Below are 17,468 nucleotides of genomic sequence, written 5' to 3' on the forward strand. Positions count from 1 at the left end.
GGAGCCGTGGAACGGATGCGGGGTTGGCCGGTCACCTTGACCGAAGGCCCGGTGGGTCTGCGCCCGCTGCGGCACCGCGACGCTGCGACCTGGCGCGATCTGCGGGTCCGCAACGCCGACTGGCTGCGCCCGTGGGAGCCCACCAATCCCGAGACGCCCCTTTTCCGCAGCGGCCTCGGCCCGTACCTCAGCATGGTCTACACGATGCGGCACGAGGCGCGGCAGGGGCTGGCGCTGCCCTGGGTGGTGACGCACGAGGGCGACTTCGTCGGCCAGTTGACGATCGGCGCCATCGTGTGGGGGTCGGCCCGTTCCGCGCAGATCGGTTACTGGGTCGACCGGCAGGTCGCCGGGCGCGGCGTCATCCCCACCGCCGTGGCGATGGCGGTGGACCACTGTTTCTTCACCGTCGGGCTGCACCGCGTGGAGGCCAATATTCGTCCGGAGAACACCGCGAGCCGCCGCGTGGTGGAAAAACTCGGATTCCGGGAAGAAGGAATTCGGCGCCGCCATCTGCACATCGACGGTGCCTGGCGCGACCACATCTGCTATGCCCTCACCGTGGAGGACGTCCCAGGTGGCCTGCGTTCCCGCTGGCTGGCATCCCGCCGCCAGGCATTTCCCCGATCCTCTTCCTGACGCCCCCGGCTTTTCCCTCGTAAGAATCCTGCGGACGAGAAGAGCGGGCAAACAGAGAGTAACGCTGGGATCGATCTCGCGACACACCGCCCCTTATGCTCGTCAAGCTCTGACACCGGCTCGTACCGTGCGGGGCGTGACCCTGCTCCCATTGCACGTGCGCGCGCCGAAAGTCGGCCCGCCCTTGGCCCCGGCGGTGGGCCGGTGAGCAGTGCCGTCCTTTACCTGGCCATCGTCGCGGTATGGGCCGTCGTCCTGGTGCCCATGTGGTTGCGCCGCGACGGCGAGTCCACCGGCATCTCCCGCCTCCTCCACAAGCGCGCGGAAGAAGAGGAGGAGCCCGCCGACGAGCAGGACGAACCCGCCACCCCCGCCCGCCGCCGCTCCGGCCGCGCCGCCGTCATCGCCCGGCGCCGCCGCCGCACGTCGGGCCTGACGCTCCTGCTCGCCACCTCCATCGGCGTCGGCGCCGCCGGCTACGCCCCCTGGTGGGTCACGCTGCCCCCGGTGCTGCTCCTGGCGGGCCACATGGCCCTCCTGCGCGTCGCCGTGGGCATGGACGCCGCCCACCGCCGCGAACAGGCCGCCCGCGCCCGTGCCGCCGCCCAGGAGGCCCGCCGCGCCGCCGCCGCGCAGCAGGAGGCGGAGGTCATCGAGCTCGCCGCCCCCGCCCAGGACGAGGTCTTCGACCAGTACGCCGACGACCGCCGAGCCGTCGGCGAATAACCCGTGCGCGAGCACCCCCTGGAGTTTGCTAACCTAACGGAGTCCTTGGGGCTGTGGCGCAGTCCGGTAGCGCACCTCGTTCGCATCGAGGGGGTCAGGGGTTCAAATCCCCTCAGCTCCACTTCGGACCTGGGACCAGTGTGGTCGCGGCTTTGCCGCTTCCCGCTGGTCCTTCGTCGTTTTTATCGGGGGGCGACCCCCCGAACCCCCCGTGTGCGGGGCTGGGGCTGGTAGTTCGTTGCGCACGCGCAGGGTGAGGCCTTCCGCCCTCCGGGCGCTGAACGTGGGTCCCGGGAAGCGCCCGTCGTACCCCCAGATCTCGGTCGTCGTCCCGGGGATGATCTCTGCTTTCGCCGCTCGCTGAACCACCTCGTACAGGCCGGGACGCGTGGGGCGCGCGACCGGCGGCACGGGAAGCGGCAGCGTGAACGGCTCGGGCAGGGGCAGCCTGCTGGTGAGGAGTTCGGTCGTGGACTCGGGGGCCGACAGGACGCGGCCGGCCAGGACGCCCGGGACTGCCCCACGGCGACCTGGACCGTTTCCGCGGCGACGAGCGCGGCGCTCGCCCCGGTCGCCACAGCAGGACCGCGGCGGCCAGCTAGAGGAGGGTGTGGGTGATCCCGGCGTTGTTGCGATGCCAGGCCAGCCGGCCAGGTGCGCGGTGGCGGTCAGCCGCAGCGACCAGAAGATCATGCGCGCCATCGTGCTGGAGCCGCACGTCGCGGGCGTCGTGACGGGGATGGCGTCTTCCGTACCCCGGCGGATGTAGGCGGCCCCGGCGGCACGCCACGGGATGTACGGCGGAACTGCGCCGCGCGCAGGAGGATCCGGGCCCGCGGCCGATCTACGGTGAGGGCGTGCGGATCAGTAAAGGCGACGTCCTGGTCGCGGGCGGCGCGCTGGCGGGGATCGTCTCGGGAACCTACGCCGGCCTCTCCTCCTCGGGCCCCTGGGAGCGGGACCTCGACGCCCTGGGCCTGTGCCTGATCACTGTGGCGTCACTGGCCCTGGTGTTCCGCCGGGCCGCTCCCGTGAGCGTCGGCGCGGTCACGCTGGCGGCGGCCATCGTCTACTACGCGGGCCGCTATCCGGGCGTCTTCGCCGCGGCGCCCGCGCTGGCGGCCATCTACACCGCGGCGGCGCAGGGGCGGCGGCGGCCGGCGATCGCGCTGGCCGCCGGATTCTGCGTGATCGCGTACACGCTGGTCGCGCTGTCGGACGTCAATCCCCGGCCGGGCGACGGCTTCACCCTGCTCAGCGGCTGGCTGGTCGCGATGGTCGTGGCCGGGGAAGTGGTGCGCGGCCGCCGTGCCTACCTGCGCGAGGTGGAGAACCGCGCGGTCGAGGCCGAGCGCACCAAGGAGGAGGCCGCGCTGCGGCGGGTCGGCGAGGAACGGCTGTGGATCGCCCAGGAACTGCACGACACCCTCACGCACACCATCTCGATCATGAACGTTCAGACGGCCGTCGCCCAGCAGTACCTTGACCGGGACCCCACGCGGGCACGGCAGGCCATGGCGGCGGTGAGGGAGTCGGGGGCGGAGGCGATGAACGAGCTCCGGTCCACGCTCCGGGTGCTGCGCACCGACACGGCCGGCCCCGATATCGGGCTGGCCTGCCTGTCCCGTCTCGTCGACAGGGTCGAGGCCGCCGGCCTGCCCGTGGCCGCGAGCGTCGTCGGCGAGCGCCGCGATCTGCCGGTCGAGGTCGACCGCGCCGCGTACCGCATCGTGCAGGAGGCGTTCACCAACACGCTGCGCCACGCCGGCGCCGCGTCGATCACGCTGATCACCGAGTACCGTCGGCACTCGGTGGTGGTACGGGTGGAGGACGACGGGGACTCCCGCGCCGATCCGCCCGCGGGGCACGGGATGGGGCTGATCGGGATGCGCGAGCGGGCGGTCGCCGTCGGCGGCACGCTGGTCGCCGGGCCCCGCGCCGGCGGCGGCTTCGCCGTCCGGGCCGAGCTGCCCGTGACGGCCCCCGCGTGATCCGGGTGCTGCTGGCCGACGACCAGCCGCTGATCCGCGCGGGCTTCCGCGCGCTGCTGGAGATGGCCGAGGACATCGAGGTCGTCGGCGAGGCGGCCAACGGTGTCGAGGCCGTGGAGCTGTGCCGGGCCCTGCTGCCCGACGTGACCCTGCTGGACGTGCGGATGCCGCTGCTGGACGGCATCCAGGCCACCCGCCGGATCGGGGCCGCGCCCGACCTCGCGGGCGTCCGGGTCGTGATCCTGACCAACCACGCCATCGACGAGTACGTCTTCGCGGCCCTGCGCGCGGGGGCCTGCGGCTTCCTGCTCAAGGACATCGAGCCCGCCGACCTGCTGCAGTCGGTACGGGTCGCCACCCGCGGCGACGCGCTGCTGTCGCCGTCGATCACGCGGCGGCTGATCGAGGAGTACGTCGCCACCGTCCCGCGCCCGGCCGGCGGCGCGGAACTGGAGCGGCTGACCGCGCGCGAGCGCGAGATCGTGGCGCTCGTCGCCACCGGGATGTCCAACGAGGAGATCGCCGCGCACCTGGTCATCAGCCACGCCACCGTGAAGACGCACGTCAGCCGGTCGATCACCAAGCTCGGCGCCCGCGACCGCGCCCAACTGGTCGTCTTCGCCTACGAATCCGGTCTGGCCACCCCGGGGGGCGGCTCCTGAGCGAGTACGCGCTCAGCGTGTTTCGGCGCTGAGGGTTCGTGCCACGGATCGGCGGGCTGCGATACGGGCAGGCAAGGCGGTGAGTGCCGCCGTTGTGAGCACGGACGCGAGCGCGGCGGTGAGCAGCCACCCCGCGGGGGGCAGGATGGTCGCGTTTCCGGGGCTGAAGGGTAGGCACAGGAGGATGCCCAGGGGGATGCCTGCGATGGCGCCGGGCAGGGTCGGCAGCAGTTGTGCGATGGACAGTCCGGCCGTGATCTGCCCGGGGGTGGCGCCGAGGGTGCGCGCGATGGCCATGGTGGGGCGGGCTTCCAGTGCGGTGCTCCAGGTGATCGTGATGGTGTTCACGATGGCGAGCACGATCACCGCGGCGGTGACGGCCAGAAGCAGGTGGCGTTCTTGACCGTCCTGCGCGAGGGTCGCCATGGGAGAGCCCGGGTAGCCCCTCACAGGCTGGGCGTGCACCATCAGCAGTGCGGTGACCACGATCAGCGTGGTCGCGATGTTGCACCCGTGCAGGACGGCGCGGCCGGGGCGGCGGGCGATCAGGCGCACCCCGAGCAGGAGCGGGGTCGGCAGCAACGCCGACAAACCGTTCAGCCAGGCCCGGTGCTTGGGCCCATGGGCGGTGTCGGCCAGGGCGGAGATGGTTCCGGTGCGCAGTGCCCGCAGCGTCGGGCCGAAGGTGCTGAGGGCCGCCACCGCCAAGGCGACGGTGGTCGTGACGGCGATGGTGCCGCCGCTGGGACCGGTGGCGGTGCTGAGCAGGCTCGCGCTGGGATTGACGATGGCGGGCGCGACCAGCCGTGCGATCGTCAGGCCCAGTGCGTCGGCGAGGAGCGCCAGGGTCAGGTACTCGGCGAGCAGGACGGCGGCGATGAGGCCGGGTGTGGCGCCGACGGCCTTGAGCAGCCCGACCCGGCGGGTCTGCTTGGCGGCACGTCCCGCCGCCAGTGTGGCCACGCCGCCGATGGACAGGAAGCCGAGCAGCCAGCCGCCGATGACCATGATCGGCTGGCTGCCCCGGAGCATGACGAAGTCCTGCTCGGCCACCTGCTGCCAGGCCCGGAAGTTCACCCAGGTGTCCGCGAACGCGTCGGCCACGGAGGGGTGACGCTCACGCAACGACACCAGGGCCGTGTCGGGATCCCGCAGCTTCAGGTTGATGAAGGAGGTCACCGGGAGATCGGCCGATTCCAGTACCCGGGTATCCGGTTCGGCCAGCCAGACCAGACCGCCGCCGTCGTCCGGCCCGCCGCCCGGGCCGATCCCCGGCGCCCAAGGGTAGACCGAGCGGGCCGCGGTCACGGCGATGCCGACGACCGGCAGCGAGCGGCCGGCGACCGTGACGCGGTCGCCGACCTCGGCGCCCAGTGCGGTGGCGAAGCCGCGTTCGACCACGGCGCCTCCGGGGCGGACCCAACTGCCCGAGGTCACCAGCGGACGGTCGACCGGGCCCGGTGTCAGATCGGCGACCTGCACCACCGCCGCTCCGGTGGAGCCGCGCACCGTCAGCGGTGTGTAGTACTGGCGGTACGGTCCGCTGTACGCGACCACCCCGGGCGCGTGCTCCAACGACTTCAGGGCCCTGATCGTGGTCCGGCCGGTGCCGGGGGAGAACGCGACCACGTCCGGCCCGGCCGTGGCTTCCCGGGTCTGCCGGTAGAGCGTTTCGGTCGCCCCGGACAAGGACAGACCGAGGGCCAGCGTGGTGGTGGCGGCGGTGATCGCGACCAGGAGCATCGCGGCCTGGGCGGGATGCCGGCGCACGTCGGCCACGACAAGGCGGAACACCAGCAGGATGCGGCCCATGCGTTCAGTCCTCCAGTCCGATCTCCCGGGTGCCGCGCCCTGCCGGTCAGGTACGCGCCGCCGCTGACGGTTAGCCATAGATAGCCGTTAGCTATCAAGAACGTCAAGCCGAGCGGAGGAGTGAATGTCTCTGGCGGTCGCCTTCTCAGGTATCCCGGTCGACGGCTTCGCCGCCCGCAGTAGGCTGCCGGGCATGGAGCGGCTGGTGGGGTTGCTGTACGAGGTCGGGCTGCTCAAGCGGTACAAGCGGACGGGCTGGCTCGTCGCGGGGGTCCGGGATCCGGAGAGCATCGCCGATCACTCGTTGCGGACGGCGATCATCGCCAGTGTGCTGGCGGCGATGGAGGGGGCCGATCCGGAGAGGGCGGCCTTGCTCAGTCTCTTCCATGACAGCCAGGAGACCCGGCTCACGGACATCCCGTATCTGGCGCGGCCGTACGTCACGAAGGCGTCCAACGAGAGGGTGACGGCGGACCAGACGGCCGGGCTTCCGGAGGCGGTGGCGCGGATGATCACGGGCGTGGTGGACGAGTACGAGGGCAGGGCGAGCGCGGAGGCGGTCTGCGCCCGGGACGCCGACAAGCTCGAATGCCTCCTGCAGGCCGTCGAATACCGCGAGCACGGGAACGCGAACACGCAGCCGTGGATCGACAGTTCCCTGGCCCAGCTTCGGACGGAGACGGCCCGGAGGCTCGCTGAGGAGGCCCTCCGCACGGGGTCGATGGAGTGGTACAAGCGGGCTATGGACGGCGCGTGAGTTCGAGCCAGACGTCGGGCGGGCCCGTGACGGCGCGGGCGTCGGACGGTTTGAGGCCCGCGTAGGCGCAGGCGTAGGCGATGGCCCGGTGCCGGTAGAGGTAGGCGAGAAGGATCTCGTCTGAGTCGTCGTCGGCGATCGGCTCGCCGCCGGGGGTGACGTCCCAGCTTTCGGTGACGCCGTCGATCAGCACGCTGCCCTGGTTCCCGCTCTTGGGGTTGGCGTACATGCCGTAGCAGAGGGTGCCGGCGGACAGGCGGGTCGTGACCTCCCGGGTGCGGGGCAGGTAGCCCCAGGGCTGGGTGATGACGCATCCGCCCGGCACGTCGGTGGCGCCGACGATGAAGTCGAGCTCGTCGTCGTCCAGTTCCTCGTGGAAGGGCCAGGGTTCGTCGGCGTACTCCTCGTCGGGGACGATCGGGGTCGCCTCCAGGCGCCGTGCGGCCTCGGCCGCGTCGATGTCGGCGACGCAGGCCAGGCCCGTGCCGTGGTAGTGGGGGACGTCGAGCGCCGCGATCAGCTGGGCGCTCTCCGCCACCATGGCGGCCTCGGCGTCGGAGAGGCCGGGTTCGCCGGGCGGGACGGGGAAAGGTGTCGGGCCCGCCAGGCTGAGCTGGCCCGGGGACCAGCCGCCCATCATGGGGCGCCACGGGTCGGCGCCGGCGGCGGCGAGCACGCGGGCGTTCTCGGGACGGCGGGCGTAGACGGCCAGCCACAATGCCGTACGGCCTTCGTGGTCGGCGTCGATGTCGTCGACGCGCCGGGCCAGCTCGGCGACCACTTCGGGGGAGCCGTCCCGTGCCGCCACGTGGAGGGGGAGTTCGCCGTGCCACACGGGTGCGTTGGGGTCGGCGCCGGCGTCTAGGCGGGCGCGGACGAGGGCGAGGTTCTCCCAGTTGCGCCGGGGCATGCCCGTCCAGTCGGAGTCCATGGGATCCGGATGGTACGGGCCGCCTCTGACAGGCTGGGGTACGCTCGGATCCATGTCGGCGCCCCGGATCTCCTAGCTCAGGACACACGTTCCTCGCCACCCGTGTGCCCATGAGCCTTTCCGGAGCGTCATTCCATGCTTTCCTTCCGTGATGTCGGCGTGCGTGCCGGCTCCCGCCTGCTGCTGTCCGGTGCCACCGCCCATGTCGCCCCCGGCGACCGCGTCGGGCTGGTCGGACGTAACGGGGCGGGCAAGACCACCCTGATGAGGATCCTGGCCGGGGCGTCGCCGGCCGCGGCGGGGCAGGTCGTCCGTACCGGGCCCGTCGGCTACCTGCCGCAGGATCCGGCGGCGGCCGATCCGGCGGTGACCGTGACCGGGCGCATCCTGTCTGCCCGCGGCCTGGACGAGGCGGTGCGGGCCCTGCGCGTGGCCGAGGCCGCCTTGGTTCAGGACGAACGGGCGATGGCCCGGTACGTCCGTGCCGAGGCCGAGTTCCAGGCGCGTGGCGGGTACGGCGCCGAGTCCGAGGCCGCGCGGATCGCTGCGGGGTTGGGTCTGCCCGACCGGGTCTTGGAGCGTCCGATCGGCGAGTTGTCGGGTGGGCAGCGGCGGCGGGTCGAGTTGGCCCGGGTCCTGTTCGCCGAACGGGGCACGCTGCTCCTGGACGAGCCCACCAACCACCTGGACGCCGACTCGATCGGCTGGCTCCGCGGCTTCCTGGGCGGGTATCCCGGCGGGCTGGTGCTGATCAGCCACGACACCGGGCTGCTGGACGCGGTCGCCAACCGGATCTGGCACCTGGAGCACGGCGCGATGGAGGTGCACAACACCGGCTGGCGCACCTACCTGGCCGACCGGGACTCCGCCGAGCGGCGCCGGGCGCGGCAGCGGGCGGCGGCCGAGCGCAAGGCGGCGGCGCTGCACGCGCAGGCCGACAGGATGCGCGCGAGGAGCGCGACCGCCGTGCGGGCCAGGGACATGGCGCGGCGGGCCGACCGGATGCTGGCGGAGTCCGAGCCGGTGCGGCGGGCGGAGAAGGCCGCCAGGATCCGGCTGCCCGATCCGGCGCCGTCCGGGCGGATGCCGCTGGGCGCCGTGGGCCTGTCCAAGTCGTACGGTGACCTGCGGGTGCTGTCGGGCGTGGACCTGGCCGTCGACCGGGGCGGGCGGCTGGTGGTGCTCGGGCTGAACGGCGCGGGCAAGACCACGCTGCTGAAGGTTCTCGCCGGGCGGCTGGGGCCCGACTCGGGGCGGGTGGTGCACGGGCACGGGCTGCGGCTGGGGTACTTCGCCCAGGAGCACGACACGCTCGATCCGGCCCGTACCGTCGCGCAGAACCTCGCGGACGCCGCGCCCCACCTGGAGCCTGGGCAGGCGCGCCGCATCCTGGGCTCGTTCCTTTTCTCTGGGGACGACGCGGACAAGCCCGCCGGGGTCCTGTCAGGCGGGGAGAAGACGCGGCTGGCCTTGGCGGGGCTGGTGAGTTCGGGGGCGAACGTGCTGCTGCTGGACGAGCCCACCAACAACCTGGATCCGGTGTCCCGGGAGGAGGTTCTGGGGGCTCTCGGCGCGTACAAGGGCGCGGTGGTGATGGTCACCCATGACCAGGCCGCGATCGAGGCTCTCCGTCCGGAACGGGTGCTGCTGCTGCCGGACGCCGACGAGGACCTCTGGAGCGAGGACTACATGGAGTTGGTCGCCCTCGCCTGACCGGACGGGCCTGAGCCTTCGGCGTCCTTCCGGTAGGCGGTCGGGCTCTTGCCGAGGGTCCGCTTGAACGCCGAGCTGAACGCGAACGCGTCCGTGTAGCCGACCTCGCGGGCCACGGCGGCGACCGTCGCCGACGGGTCGGCCAGCCGTTCGGCGGCCAGCGCCATCCGCCATCCGGTGAGGTAGGCCAGCGGGGGTTCGCCGACCAGTTCGGTGAACCGCCGGGCGAGGGTGGTGCGGGAGGCGTGCGCGGCGGCGGCGAGGGAGGCCAGCGTCCAGGGGCGGCCGGGGTCGGCGTGGACGGCGCGCAGGGCCGGGCCGACCACCGGGTCGCCCAGGGCCTGGTACCAGCCGGGCCGCACCGCCTCGGGACGGTCGAACCAGTCGCGCAGCGTGCACACCAGCAGCCAGTCGAGCAGGCGGTCCAGGACGATCTGGCGGCCCGGGCGGCAGGCGTCCAGCTGGGCCTCCAGGTAGCCGCGCATGGCGGCGCAGTCGTGCTCGTCCGGGACGACGATCATCGGGGGCAGCACGCCGACCAGGCGGCGCGCGATCTCGCCGTTCAGCCGGTAGGACGCGGCGAGGAGGACGGTGTCGCCCGTGCCAGCGGCGGAGTCGCCGGGGCCGACGTCGCGCACGGTGCGGGGCGCGTCGGTGTCGGCGAACACGAACGGCTCGGGGCCGCGCACGATGGCGGCCTCGCCGACCCGGATCGGGAGGGTCAGGTCGCCCTGGGTGAGCAGGCCCTCGCCGCGCATGGGCACGCACAGTGTCAGCGGCGCGCCGTCGGTGAAGCGCAGCCCCCACGGGGGCGTGAGCGCGGAGGTGCCGAACGCGGCGCCTTCGCCGCGCACGCCTTTCAGCAGATCGTCGAAGGGGTCCACGCCGTCACGATATAGCCGGTCCTGACCTCCGCTCGGCCCCCGTGTGACACGGCGAATCAGTGAAAGTCCGGAAAAACCGGGGTTCATTCCAGTACGTTCGCCGTCCGCACGGTGAATGATCACTCGAGGAACCGGATACGGGGCCGGGGTACGAGGGGGAAGCGAGCATGTCTTCGTGGGCCGCACGGCTCCAGACGGCGATCGACCAGTGGCGGGACGGCGACCTGGACGGCGCGGCGGGGGCCCTGCGCGCGATCGTCGTCTCCGCCCGTGACGACTCCGGCGGCGGGGCCGAGGCCGTGGCCGAGGCGTCCCATCTCCTCGGCCGCCTGCTGCAGGAGAGCGGCGACCTGGACGGGGCGCGGGCCGCGCACCGCTCGGTCGCCGCCGGGAGCCATCCGGTCTTCGCGCAGCGCTCGGCCGTGGCGCTCGGCCTGATGCTGGTGGACGCGGAGGAGTGGGCGGAGGCCCACCGCCCGCTGCGGGCCGCGGCCGGCGGCGCCGACACCGAGATCGCGGCGATGGCCGAGCTGACGCTGGTGACCGTGCTGCGCCGCCTGGGCGACCTGGACGGCGCGGCGGCCGTCCTGGAGCGCGTCCGGCGCGCGGCGGACCCCGAGGTGGCCCGGCTCGCCGCGGACCTGGACGTCCCGCGCTGGCCTGAGGACGGCGGCGAGCGCGAGCGCGAGGCATGGGAGGCGTTCGAGTCGATCGGCGCGCTGCTGGACGAGCACGCGGAAGAGGCCGAGGCCGCCGACGAGGTCGTGCTGACCGCGCTGAACAGGATGCTGGCGCACGGCATGCCCGCCCTGTGCACCGCGGCGGCGTTCCGGCTGTACCCGATCTACGCCGGGCGCGGCGAGTTCGCCGACTGCCGCCGGGTCATGGAGCACGCGATCGCGGTCGGGGACCCGGCCGAGCGCGGCCGGGCCGAGAAGCTGCTCGGCGCCGCGCTGTTCGACCTCGGTGAGAACGCCGAGGCGCGGGAGGCGTACCGGCGCGCCGCCGAGGACCACCGCCCGGAGATCCGGCTGGACGCGCTGATCCAGGAGTCGAAGTTCACCCGGGACATGGACGGCGAGGAGGGCGAGCGGGAGGCCCGGGGGATCCTGTGGCGGGTCGTCGAGTCGGGCCATCCCGAGTTCGCCGTGGAGGCGCGGGCCTGCCTGGGGCAGGTGTACTCCGAGGCCGGTGAGGTCGAGGACGCCGTCGCCAACTGGCGGGCGGTGCTGGACGGCGTCTCCGAGTACCGCTGGGGCGCGGTGCACTTCCTCGGCACGCTGCTGGCCGGGCTGCCGGCGGACGATCCGCGCCGCCTGAGTGTGGTGGAGCTGCTGGAGCGGGCCGGGGAGATCGACGACGAGCCCGACCTGGCGTTCCAGGCCCGGCTGGTGCTGACCCAGGCGCAGCTGGCCGTGCGCGGCCCCGACGAGGAGTACGAACGGGCGGTCGACGACTGCGACGCCGCGTTGGAGCGGCTGCGCGAGGGCGCGGTGGACGAAGCCCGCGCGCTGCTGCGCCGGGTGGTGGACGCGGAGATCACCGGGCCGTCCGACCGGGCCGCGTCGATGCTGGCGACCCTGGAGTTCGGCGAGGGCGACCCCGAGCAGGCGGACGAGCTGCTGGAACCCGTCGCCGACGGCGAGGACTTCGCGGGCGGGTTCGGCGCGGCCGTGCACCGCCTGCTGATCGCGGCGAGCGGGGCCGGGGCGCCGCATCCGGTGCTCGCCGCACTGGTCGACTACCAGCGGCTCGGCCGGGAGATCGGCGTCGCCCGCTACCGGGAGTGCGAGGGGCACGCCGACCCGGCCGTGGCGGCGCTGGCCAAGAGCATGCTGGGGCAGGTGTACGTCTCGCTGGGCGCCGCGCCCCGTTCGCAGGGCGTGCGACTGCTGGACGAGGCCGCCGCGTCCGGTGACCCGCTGGCGCTCTCGCACGCCGCCGTGCTGTCCTGGATCCTCCGCGACGCCTCTGGCGCGTCCGAGGCCGACGAGGTCATCGGCGCGCTGCGGCGGGCACGCGACGGCGGGCATCCGGTGCTGGCGCCGTGGGTGGCGTACGCGCTGGGCACCGCCCTCCAGGGCCGGGACGCGGACGGCGACGCCGGCGAGGCCCTCGACGCGTTCGAGGCGGTCTCCCGTTCCGGGCATCCGGGGCTGGCCGCGGAAGCCGAGGCGGGCGCGCTCCAGATCCTGGAGGCGCGGGGCGATCTGGCCGGGGCGGCCGCCGTGCACGAGCGGATCGTGGCGCGCGGCGACCGGCTGCGGGCGCCGCGCAGCGCCTGGCTGCTGGGCTTCACCCGGGTCCGGCTGGACGACTTCGACGCGGCGCGGGCGGCGTTCGCGCTGGTGCCCGAGGACCATCCGGAGCTGGCGGTGGACGGGGTGTTCGCGCGCCGCCTCCTCGACCGGGACTTCGCGGGGGCCGCGGCGGTGCTGGCCGGCGCCCGGGAGCGCGGCGAGGACCATCGCGGGGCCATGACCGCCTGGCTGGCGCTGGAGGCCGCGCACGCGTGGCAGCGCGCGGGCGAGCACGCGTCCACCGACGCCGCGCTGTCCCTGGCGATCGAGCACGGACCGGCCGTCCAGGCGCAGGAGGCCGCGCTGTACCTGGGCGCGCTGCGCGGGGACGCGGGCGATCACGCGGGCGCCGCCGAGGCGTGGGCCCGCGCCGCCGAAGGCGAGGACGAAGGCCAAGCGCGCCGCGCGGCCGGCGGGCTCGGCGAGGCGCTGTTCCACCTCGGCGACCTGGACGGGTCGGCCGACGCGTATCGGCGGGCGCTCGACGCCGCCGATCCGGGGGACGAGGAGCACACCCGGCTCCTGGACACCGTCGTACGGGTGCTGGTCGCGGCGGGTCGGGTGGAGGAGGCCCGCGCCGTCCAGGTGGACCAGACCGGCGACGGCCCGCACGTCGCCCTGACGCTCGGCGCCGCGCTCCGCGACAGCGGCGACCCGGACGCCGCCGCGGCCGAGTTCGAGACCGTGCTCGCCGCCGCCCCGTCCGACGACAGCATGGAGCTCCGGGCCGCCGCGATGGCGGGCGTGCTGCTGGCCCGGCTGTGCGACCAGCGGGGCGAACCCGCGCGGGCCGCCGAGCACGCCCGGCGGGCCGTCACCCGCTACGAGCGCCTCGCCGAGCCCGGCAGGGACGGCGCCGAGGACGCGGCCGAGAGCCTGGCCGTCGCCGCCTACGAGCTGGGCGGCTACCTGACCGCGACCGGCGACGATGACGGCGCCCGCCACGCCTACGAACGGGCCGCGGCCTCCTCCGACCCCGACATCGCGCTGCCCGCCATGGAACGGCTCGGCACGGCGAGCCTCGTCGAGCGGGCGGTGCTGCGGCTCCGCGACGGCGACGACGCAGGCGCCCTGGAACTCCTCGCCCGCGAGTACGGCACGCCCCTCATCGCCGAACTGCACGTCGCGCTGTACCACTGGCGGCTCCCGGACGTCCGCGGACTGCTCGCGCGGGCGGCCGGCGCCGGGCACGCCGAGCGCGCCGCCGACCTGGTCTCCCTCGTCGCTCAGGAGCGGCTCGCCGCGGGCGCGGACGGGTCCGGCGACCTGTACGGGCTCGTCCTCGACCACGGCACGCCCCGGCAGGTCGCCGAGATCTGCGCTGCCTTCGGGCACGCCCACTGGCTGGCCGGGGACCTGGACGCCGCGGTCGAGACCCTCGAACGCGGCGCGGCGATCGACGATCCCGCGGCGTTGCAGTGCCTGCAGCATCTCCTCCCGGTGCTGTCGGTGCGCGGTGACCTCGATGCCCTGGTGACCGCCGCCCGGCGGGCCGTCGCCACCGCCGACCCGGAGACCGCCGTCCAGGGGCACTGGGCACTGGGCGGGGTGCTCAAGGACCGGGGCGATCTGGCGGGCGCCGTGGCGGAGCTGCGCGCCGCGTCCGAGCAGGCCGACGCCGTGTACGTGCCGTACATCCAGGTGGAGCTCGGCGAGGCGTTGCATGAGCACGGCGACACCGAGGCCGCGCACCGCACCATGGAGTCGCTGCTGACCTGCGACGATCCCGTCCCGGCGGTGCGCGCGGGCAACCTGCTCGGGGTCTGGCTGGGCCAGGACGGGCGGCACGCGGGCGCCGCCGAGGCCATGGGCGCGGCCGCGGCGGCGGCGCTGCGCGTCCCGGAGCCGGACGACCAGGTGCGCGAGCTGCACCGGATGGCGCTGAACAACCTGGGCGCCGTCGCCGGCATGGCCGACGAGGCCGGGGACGCGGCCATCGCCGTGCGCGCCCTCCGGCTCGCGGCCGCGGGCGGCGCGCCCGACGACGCCGTCGAGATCGCGCGGCGGTACGCGGCGGCGGCCGCCGACCGCGGCGACCTGGACGCCGCGCGCGCCTACTACAAGGGCGCCGCCGCCTTCCCGCCCGCCGGCGACCGGACCGCCCTGCTGGCCCTGGCCGAACTCCTCGCCGAGCGCGGCGAGCCGGAGGAGGCCCGGACGCTCCTGGAGCCGCTCGCGTCGTCCGACGACGTCGCCGTGCGGATGGCGGCCACCGCCCTGCTCGTGCCCCTGCTCAAGGAGGCGGGCGACGACGGCGCGGCCCTGGAGGTCGCCGCCCGCGCCGCGGGCCATCCGGTTCCGGTTCCCGACCCTGTTTCCGCCGGCGACCCCGCGCCCGAGCCCGAGCCCGAGAGCCCTGAGACCGGCGAGCCCGCCGACCTCCTGAGCGCGCTGCGAGAACGGACCTGGAAGCACTACGAGGACGGCGACCTGGACGAGGCCGAGGCACTCGCGCGCCGCTCCACCGGAACCGGCGACCCCACGACAGTGGCGTCGGGCCACCAGGTGCTGGCGAAGATACTCAGCGGCCGGGACGACCTGGACGGCGCCGAACACGCGTACCGCCAGGCGCTGGAGGCCGCCGCGCGGATCGAACCGGACGACGCCGACCTCGCCGACGCCCTCCAGACGCGCCTCGAACTGGCCCACGTGCTCCAGCGCAAGGGCGACGACGGCGCGGCCAAGACCGAGGCCGCGCGCGTCCGGGAGCGGGCGGCGGGCGCCGGGGACGTCGTCCTCACCGCCAAGGCCGACAGCTACCTGGGCAACATCATGTACCTCGGCGGCGACATGCCGGGGGCGCTGGAGGCGTTCGGGCGGGTGGCCGTGCTCACCGGCCCCGGCGAGCCCTGCCAGTTCGCCGACATGATCTCCACGGCCGCCAACAACGTGATGGCCATCGCGATCGAGTCGGGGACCAAGGGCGAGCACGCGCTCGCCCTGCGCGGCATGGTCCTGGGGACGCGGGCCGGGTTCCGCGACAGCGGCGCCGACGTGGCCCTCACGGTGGCGGCCCAGGTCACCGGGAACGACCCCGCGGGGATACGGTCGTTCCTCGAAGCGGTCGTCGGCGTGGACGCCGCCTACGACGGCGCCCTCCACGCCGCCCTGGCCACGCTCACCTCCACCGAATCCGACGAACCCGAGGCCGAGGAGGAGAACGGCCCGGACGGCGCCGACTCCCTGCTGTGGCTGATGCGCAACCAGTCGGGCAAGGCCACCGCCGGCGCCGCGGGCCGGCAGCTGATCCGCGCCGCCCGCGAGATCATGGACGACGACCCGGCGCAGGCCCGCCGGATCCTGGAGACGGTCGTGGCGTACGGCGACCCCGAGGAGATCGCCGTCGCCTACGACGACATCGGCGACATCCACGGCTTCGTCGAGGACGACATGGAGGCCGCCGTCGCCGCGTACCGCAAGGGCGCGGACGTCGACCACCCGGCCGCGCTGGTCCCGCTGCGCAGTCTGCTGCTGGCGCTGGCGGACCAGGAGGACCACGACGCCGTCGCCGAGACCGCCCAGCGCGCGGTGACCAGCGGCGACCCCGAGACGGTCGCGGTCGGCTACTGGCTGTGGGGCGACTCGCGCGGGCACCGCGGCGACGGCGACGCGGCGGTCCGGCTGTACCGGCGGGGCATCGCGGCCGGGCATCCGGAGGTCACCCCGCGGATCCGCACCGACCTGGCCCGGACGCTGCGCGAACGCGGCGAGCCGGGGGAGGCGGCGGCGGAGATCTCCCGTGCCGCCGAGGCCGCCGACCCGGAGGTGCGGGCGCGCGCCGGCACGCTGCGCGGCCAGTGGGCCTTCGAGGACGGCGATCTCGCGGCGGCGGCCGAGGCCCTCGGCCTGGTCGCCCGCGCGGAGATCGACCCGGCCGACCCGGAGCCGCTGTCGTCGCTGGCGGAGACGGCCGCCCAGAACCTGGCGGTCGTGGCCGAGCGGGCGCACCGCGAGGGCGTCCACGAGGTCGCGGGCCGGGCGCTGGCGCTGCTCCGCTCCACGGGCGAGCAGGACGCGGTCGAAACCGCCCGGCGGTACGCCACCGGGCTGGCCGAGGCCGGTGACCGCGCCGCCGCCATGCTGTACGTGGAGTGCCTCGCCGGGATGCTGTCCGACCCCTCGCCCGACCTGGAGATCGGCCTGGCCGACCTGTACGTCTCGGCGGGCGACCCGGAACGGGCGCGCGCGATCTACGAGCGGCTGGCCGGGCACTCCGACGCCGAGGTGCGGCTGGTCGCCAACGGGCGGCTCGTCCCGCTGCTGCGCCGGGCCGGCGACGCCGCGGGCCTGGAGGGCGTCACCCGGGCGATCACCGGCGACTCCGCCGAGACCGGCCTCGACGAGGGCGACCAGGCGTTCCTGGGCAGCCTGCTCGGGCTGCTGCAGCGCGAGCAGGGCGACCACGAGGGCGCGCTGCGCACCCTCCGCGCCGCCGCCGAGAGCGGCGAGCCCACCGCGCTGTTCTCGCTCGGGCAGGCGCTGGTGGACGCGGGCGAGTTCGCGGAGGGCGGCGAGGTGCTGGCCCGCATCCCGGAGACGGAGACGCGCTACACGCGGCACATCGCCGTCCTGCTCGCCCGCGCCCACCACGAGCAGCGGCCCGACCGGGCGCGGGAGCTCTACCTCCAGGCCGTCCAGGGGCCCGGCGACGCCGACGCGCACGCGGAGGCGCTCGCCAAGATGTACCTGGGCGCGCTCGGCAAGCGGGACCGGGACTGGCCGGAGGCGCTGCGCTGGTACCGGCAGGTGATCGACGCCGGAGTGGAGGGCCAGGCGCCGCTGGCCGCGGCCCACCTGGGCGAGCTGGCGTACTGGCTGGGCGACCGCGACTCTGCGGTGCGGTACTACGAGCTGACCCTGGCAACCGGGACGACCAAGGCCGACCTGGTGGGCGAGGCCGCGTACCGGCTCGGCGAGATCCGGCACGGCGACGGCGACCTCGACCTGGCCCGGGAGCATCTGCGGCGGGCGGCCGGGTCCGGCGAGGAGTCCTTCGCCGAGCAGGCCCGCGCCCTGCTGGGCAAGCTCGACCCCGAAGGGTGAGGCGCGGGAC

General features: G+C 74.6%; 12 protein-coding genes and 1 tRNA gene. 9 read left to right on the plus strand and 4 right to left on the minus strand.

The features are described from left to right. Nucleotides 1–15: 15 nt before the first annotated feature. The 3 genes from ACZ466_RS29630 (at nt 16) to ACZ466_RS29640 (ending at nt 1,486) form a co-directional block, all read left to right on the plus strand. Nucleotides 16–639 carry a GNAT family N-acetyltransferase gene (locus ACZ466_RS29630; RefSeq protein WP_378279229.1) on the plus strand — a complete coding sequence of 208 codons (624 nt, stop codon included), beginning with the start codon at nt 16–18 and terminating at the stop codon, nt 637–639. Nucleotides 640–843: 204 nt separating this feature from the next. After that, nucleotides 844–1,365 (plus strand): divisome protein SepX/GlpR, encoded by a 522-nt coding sequence (gene sepX / locus ACZ466_RS29635; protein WP_378278880.1) that lies wholly within the window; start codon nt 844–846, stop codon nt 1,363–1,365. 47 nt (nt 1,366–1,412) lie between these two features. Further along, a tRNA-Ala gene (locus tag ACZ466_RS29640) sits at nt 1,413–1,486 on the plus strand. On the opposite strand, the gene ACZ466_RS29645 is transcribed toward ACZ466_RS29640, so the two are convergent. Beyond that, the gene (locus ACZ466_RS29645; protein ID WP_378278878.1) at nt 1,468–2,058 is read right to left on the minus strand and encodes a multicopper oxidase domain-containing protein; all 591 of its coding nucleotides are present in this window, start codon (nt 2,056–2,058) and stop codon (nt 1,468–1,470) included. The two genes, ACZ466_RS29640 and ACZ466_RS29645, sit on opposite strands and share 19 nt — an antisense overlap. On the opposite strand from ACZ466_RS29645, the gene ACZ466_RS29650 reads away from it, so the two are divergent. From ACZ466_RS29650 to ACZ466_RS29660, 3 genes are all read left to right on the plus strand, one after another. Continuing rightward, nucleotides 2,000–2,134, plus strand: coding sequence for a hypothetical protein (locus ACZ466_RS29650; protein WP_378279240.1), 135 nt, complete (start codon nt 2,000–2,002; stop codon nt 2,132–2,134). The two genes, ACZ466_RS29645 and ACZ466_RS29650, sit on opposite strands and share 59 nt — an antisense overlap. 88 nt (nt 2,135–2,222) lie before the next feature. Continuing rightward, complete coding sequence (locus ACZ466_RS29655; RefSeq protein WP_378278876.1) at nt 2,223–3,356, plus strand: sensor histidine kinase; 1,134 nt, start codon at nt 2,223–2,225, stop codon at nt 3,354–3,356. Then, on the plus strand, nt 3,353–4,018 hold the full coding sequence (locus tag ACZ466_RS29660; protein WP_378278874.1) for a response regulator: 666 nt from the start codon (nt 3,353–3,355) through the stop codon (nt 4,016–4,018). Before ACZ466_RS29655 ends, ACZ466_RS29660 begins: the two co-directional genes overlap by 4 nt. Before the next feature lie 12 nt (nt 4,019–4,030). On the opposite strand, the gene ACZ466_RS29665 is transcribed toward ACZ466_RS29660, so the two are convergent. Continuing rightward, a complete protein-coding gene (locus ACZ466_RS29665; protein WP_378278872.1) occupies nt 4,031–5,830 on the minus strand; it encodes an FtsX-like permease family protein in 1,800 nt (599 codons plus the stop codon). Nucleotides 5,831–6,023: 193 nt separating this feature from the next. On the opposite strand from ACZ466_RS29665, the gene ACZ466_RS29670 reads away from it, so the two are divergent. After that, complete coding sequence (locus ACZ466_RS29670; RefSeq protein ID WP_378279228.1) at nt 6,024–6,587, plus strand: HD domain-containing protein; 564 nt, start codon at nt 6,024–6,026, stop codon at nt 6,585–6,587. Here ACZ466_RS29670 and ACZ466_RS29675 read toward each other — a convergent pair. After that, nucleotides 6,571–7,518, minus strand: coding sequence for an ankyrin repeat domain-containing protein (locus ACZ466_RS29675; RefSeq protein ID WP_378278869.1), 948 nt, complete (start codon nt 7,516–7,518; stop codon nt 6,571–6,573). The genes ACZ466_RS29670 and ACZ466_RS29675 overlap by 17 nt on opposite strands. Before the next feature lie 135 nt (nt 7,519–7,653). Here ACZ466_RS29675 and ACZ466_RS29680 point away from each other — a divergent pair, with 135 nt between their 5' ends. Beyond that, nucleotides 7,654–9,231: an ABC-F family ATP-binding cassette domain-containing protein gene (locus ACZ466_RS29680; RefSeq protein ID WP_378278867.1), complete on the plus strand. Its 1,578-nt coding sequence runs from the start codon at nt 7,654–7,656 to the stop codon at nt 9,229–9,231. Here the strand turns inward: ACZ466_RS29680 and ACZ466_RS29685 are convergent. After that, a complete protein-coding gene (locus tag ACZ466_RS29685) occupies nt 9,204–10,115 on the minus strand; it encodes an AraC family transcriptional regulator (RefSeq protein WP_378278864.1) in 912 nt (303 codons plus the stop codon). The genes ACZ466_RS29680 and ACZ466_RS29685 overlap by 28 nt on opposite strands. 167 nt (nt 10,116–10,282) lie before the next feature. Between ACZ466_RS29685 and ACZ466_RS29690 the strand changes: the two genes are divergently transcribed. Further along, entirely contained in the window at nt 10,283–17,458 is a 7,176-nt protein-coding gene (locus ACZ466_RS29690; RefSeq protein ID WP_464041743.1) for a tetratricopeptide repeat protein, read from the plus strand. Nucleotides 17,459–17,468: the final 10 nt, after the last annotated feature.

The sequence above is a fragment of the Actinomadura rugatobispora genome (assembly GCF_055379765.1).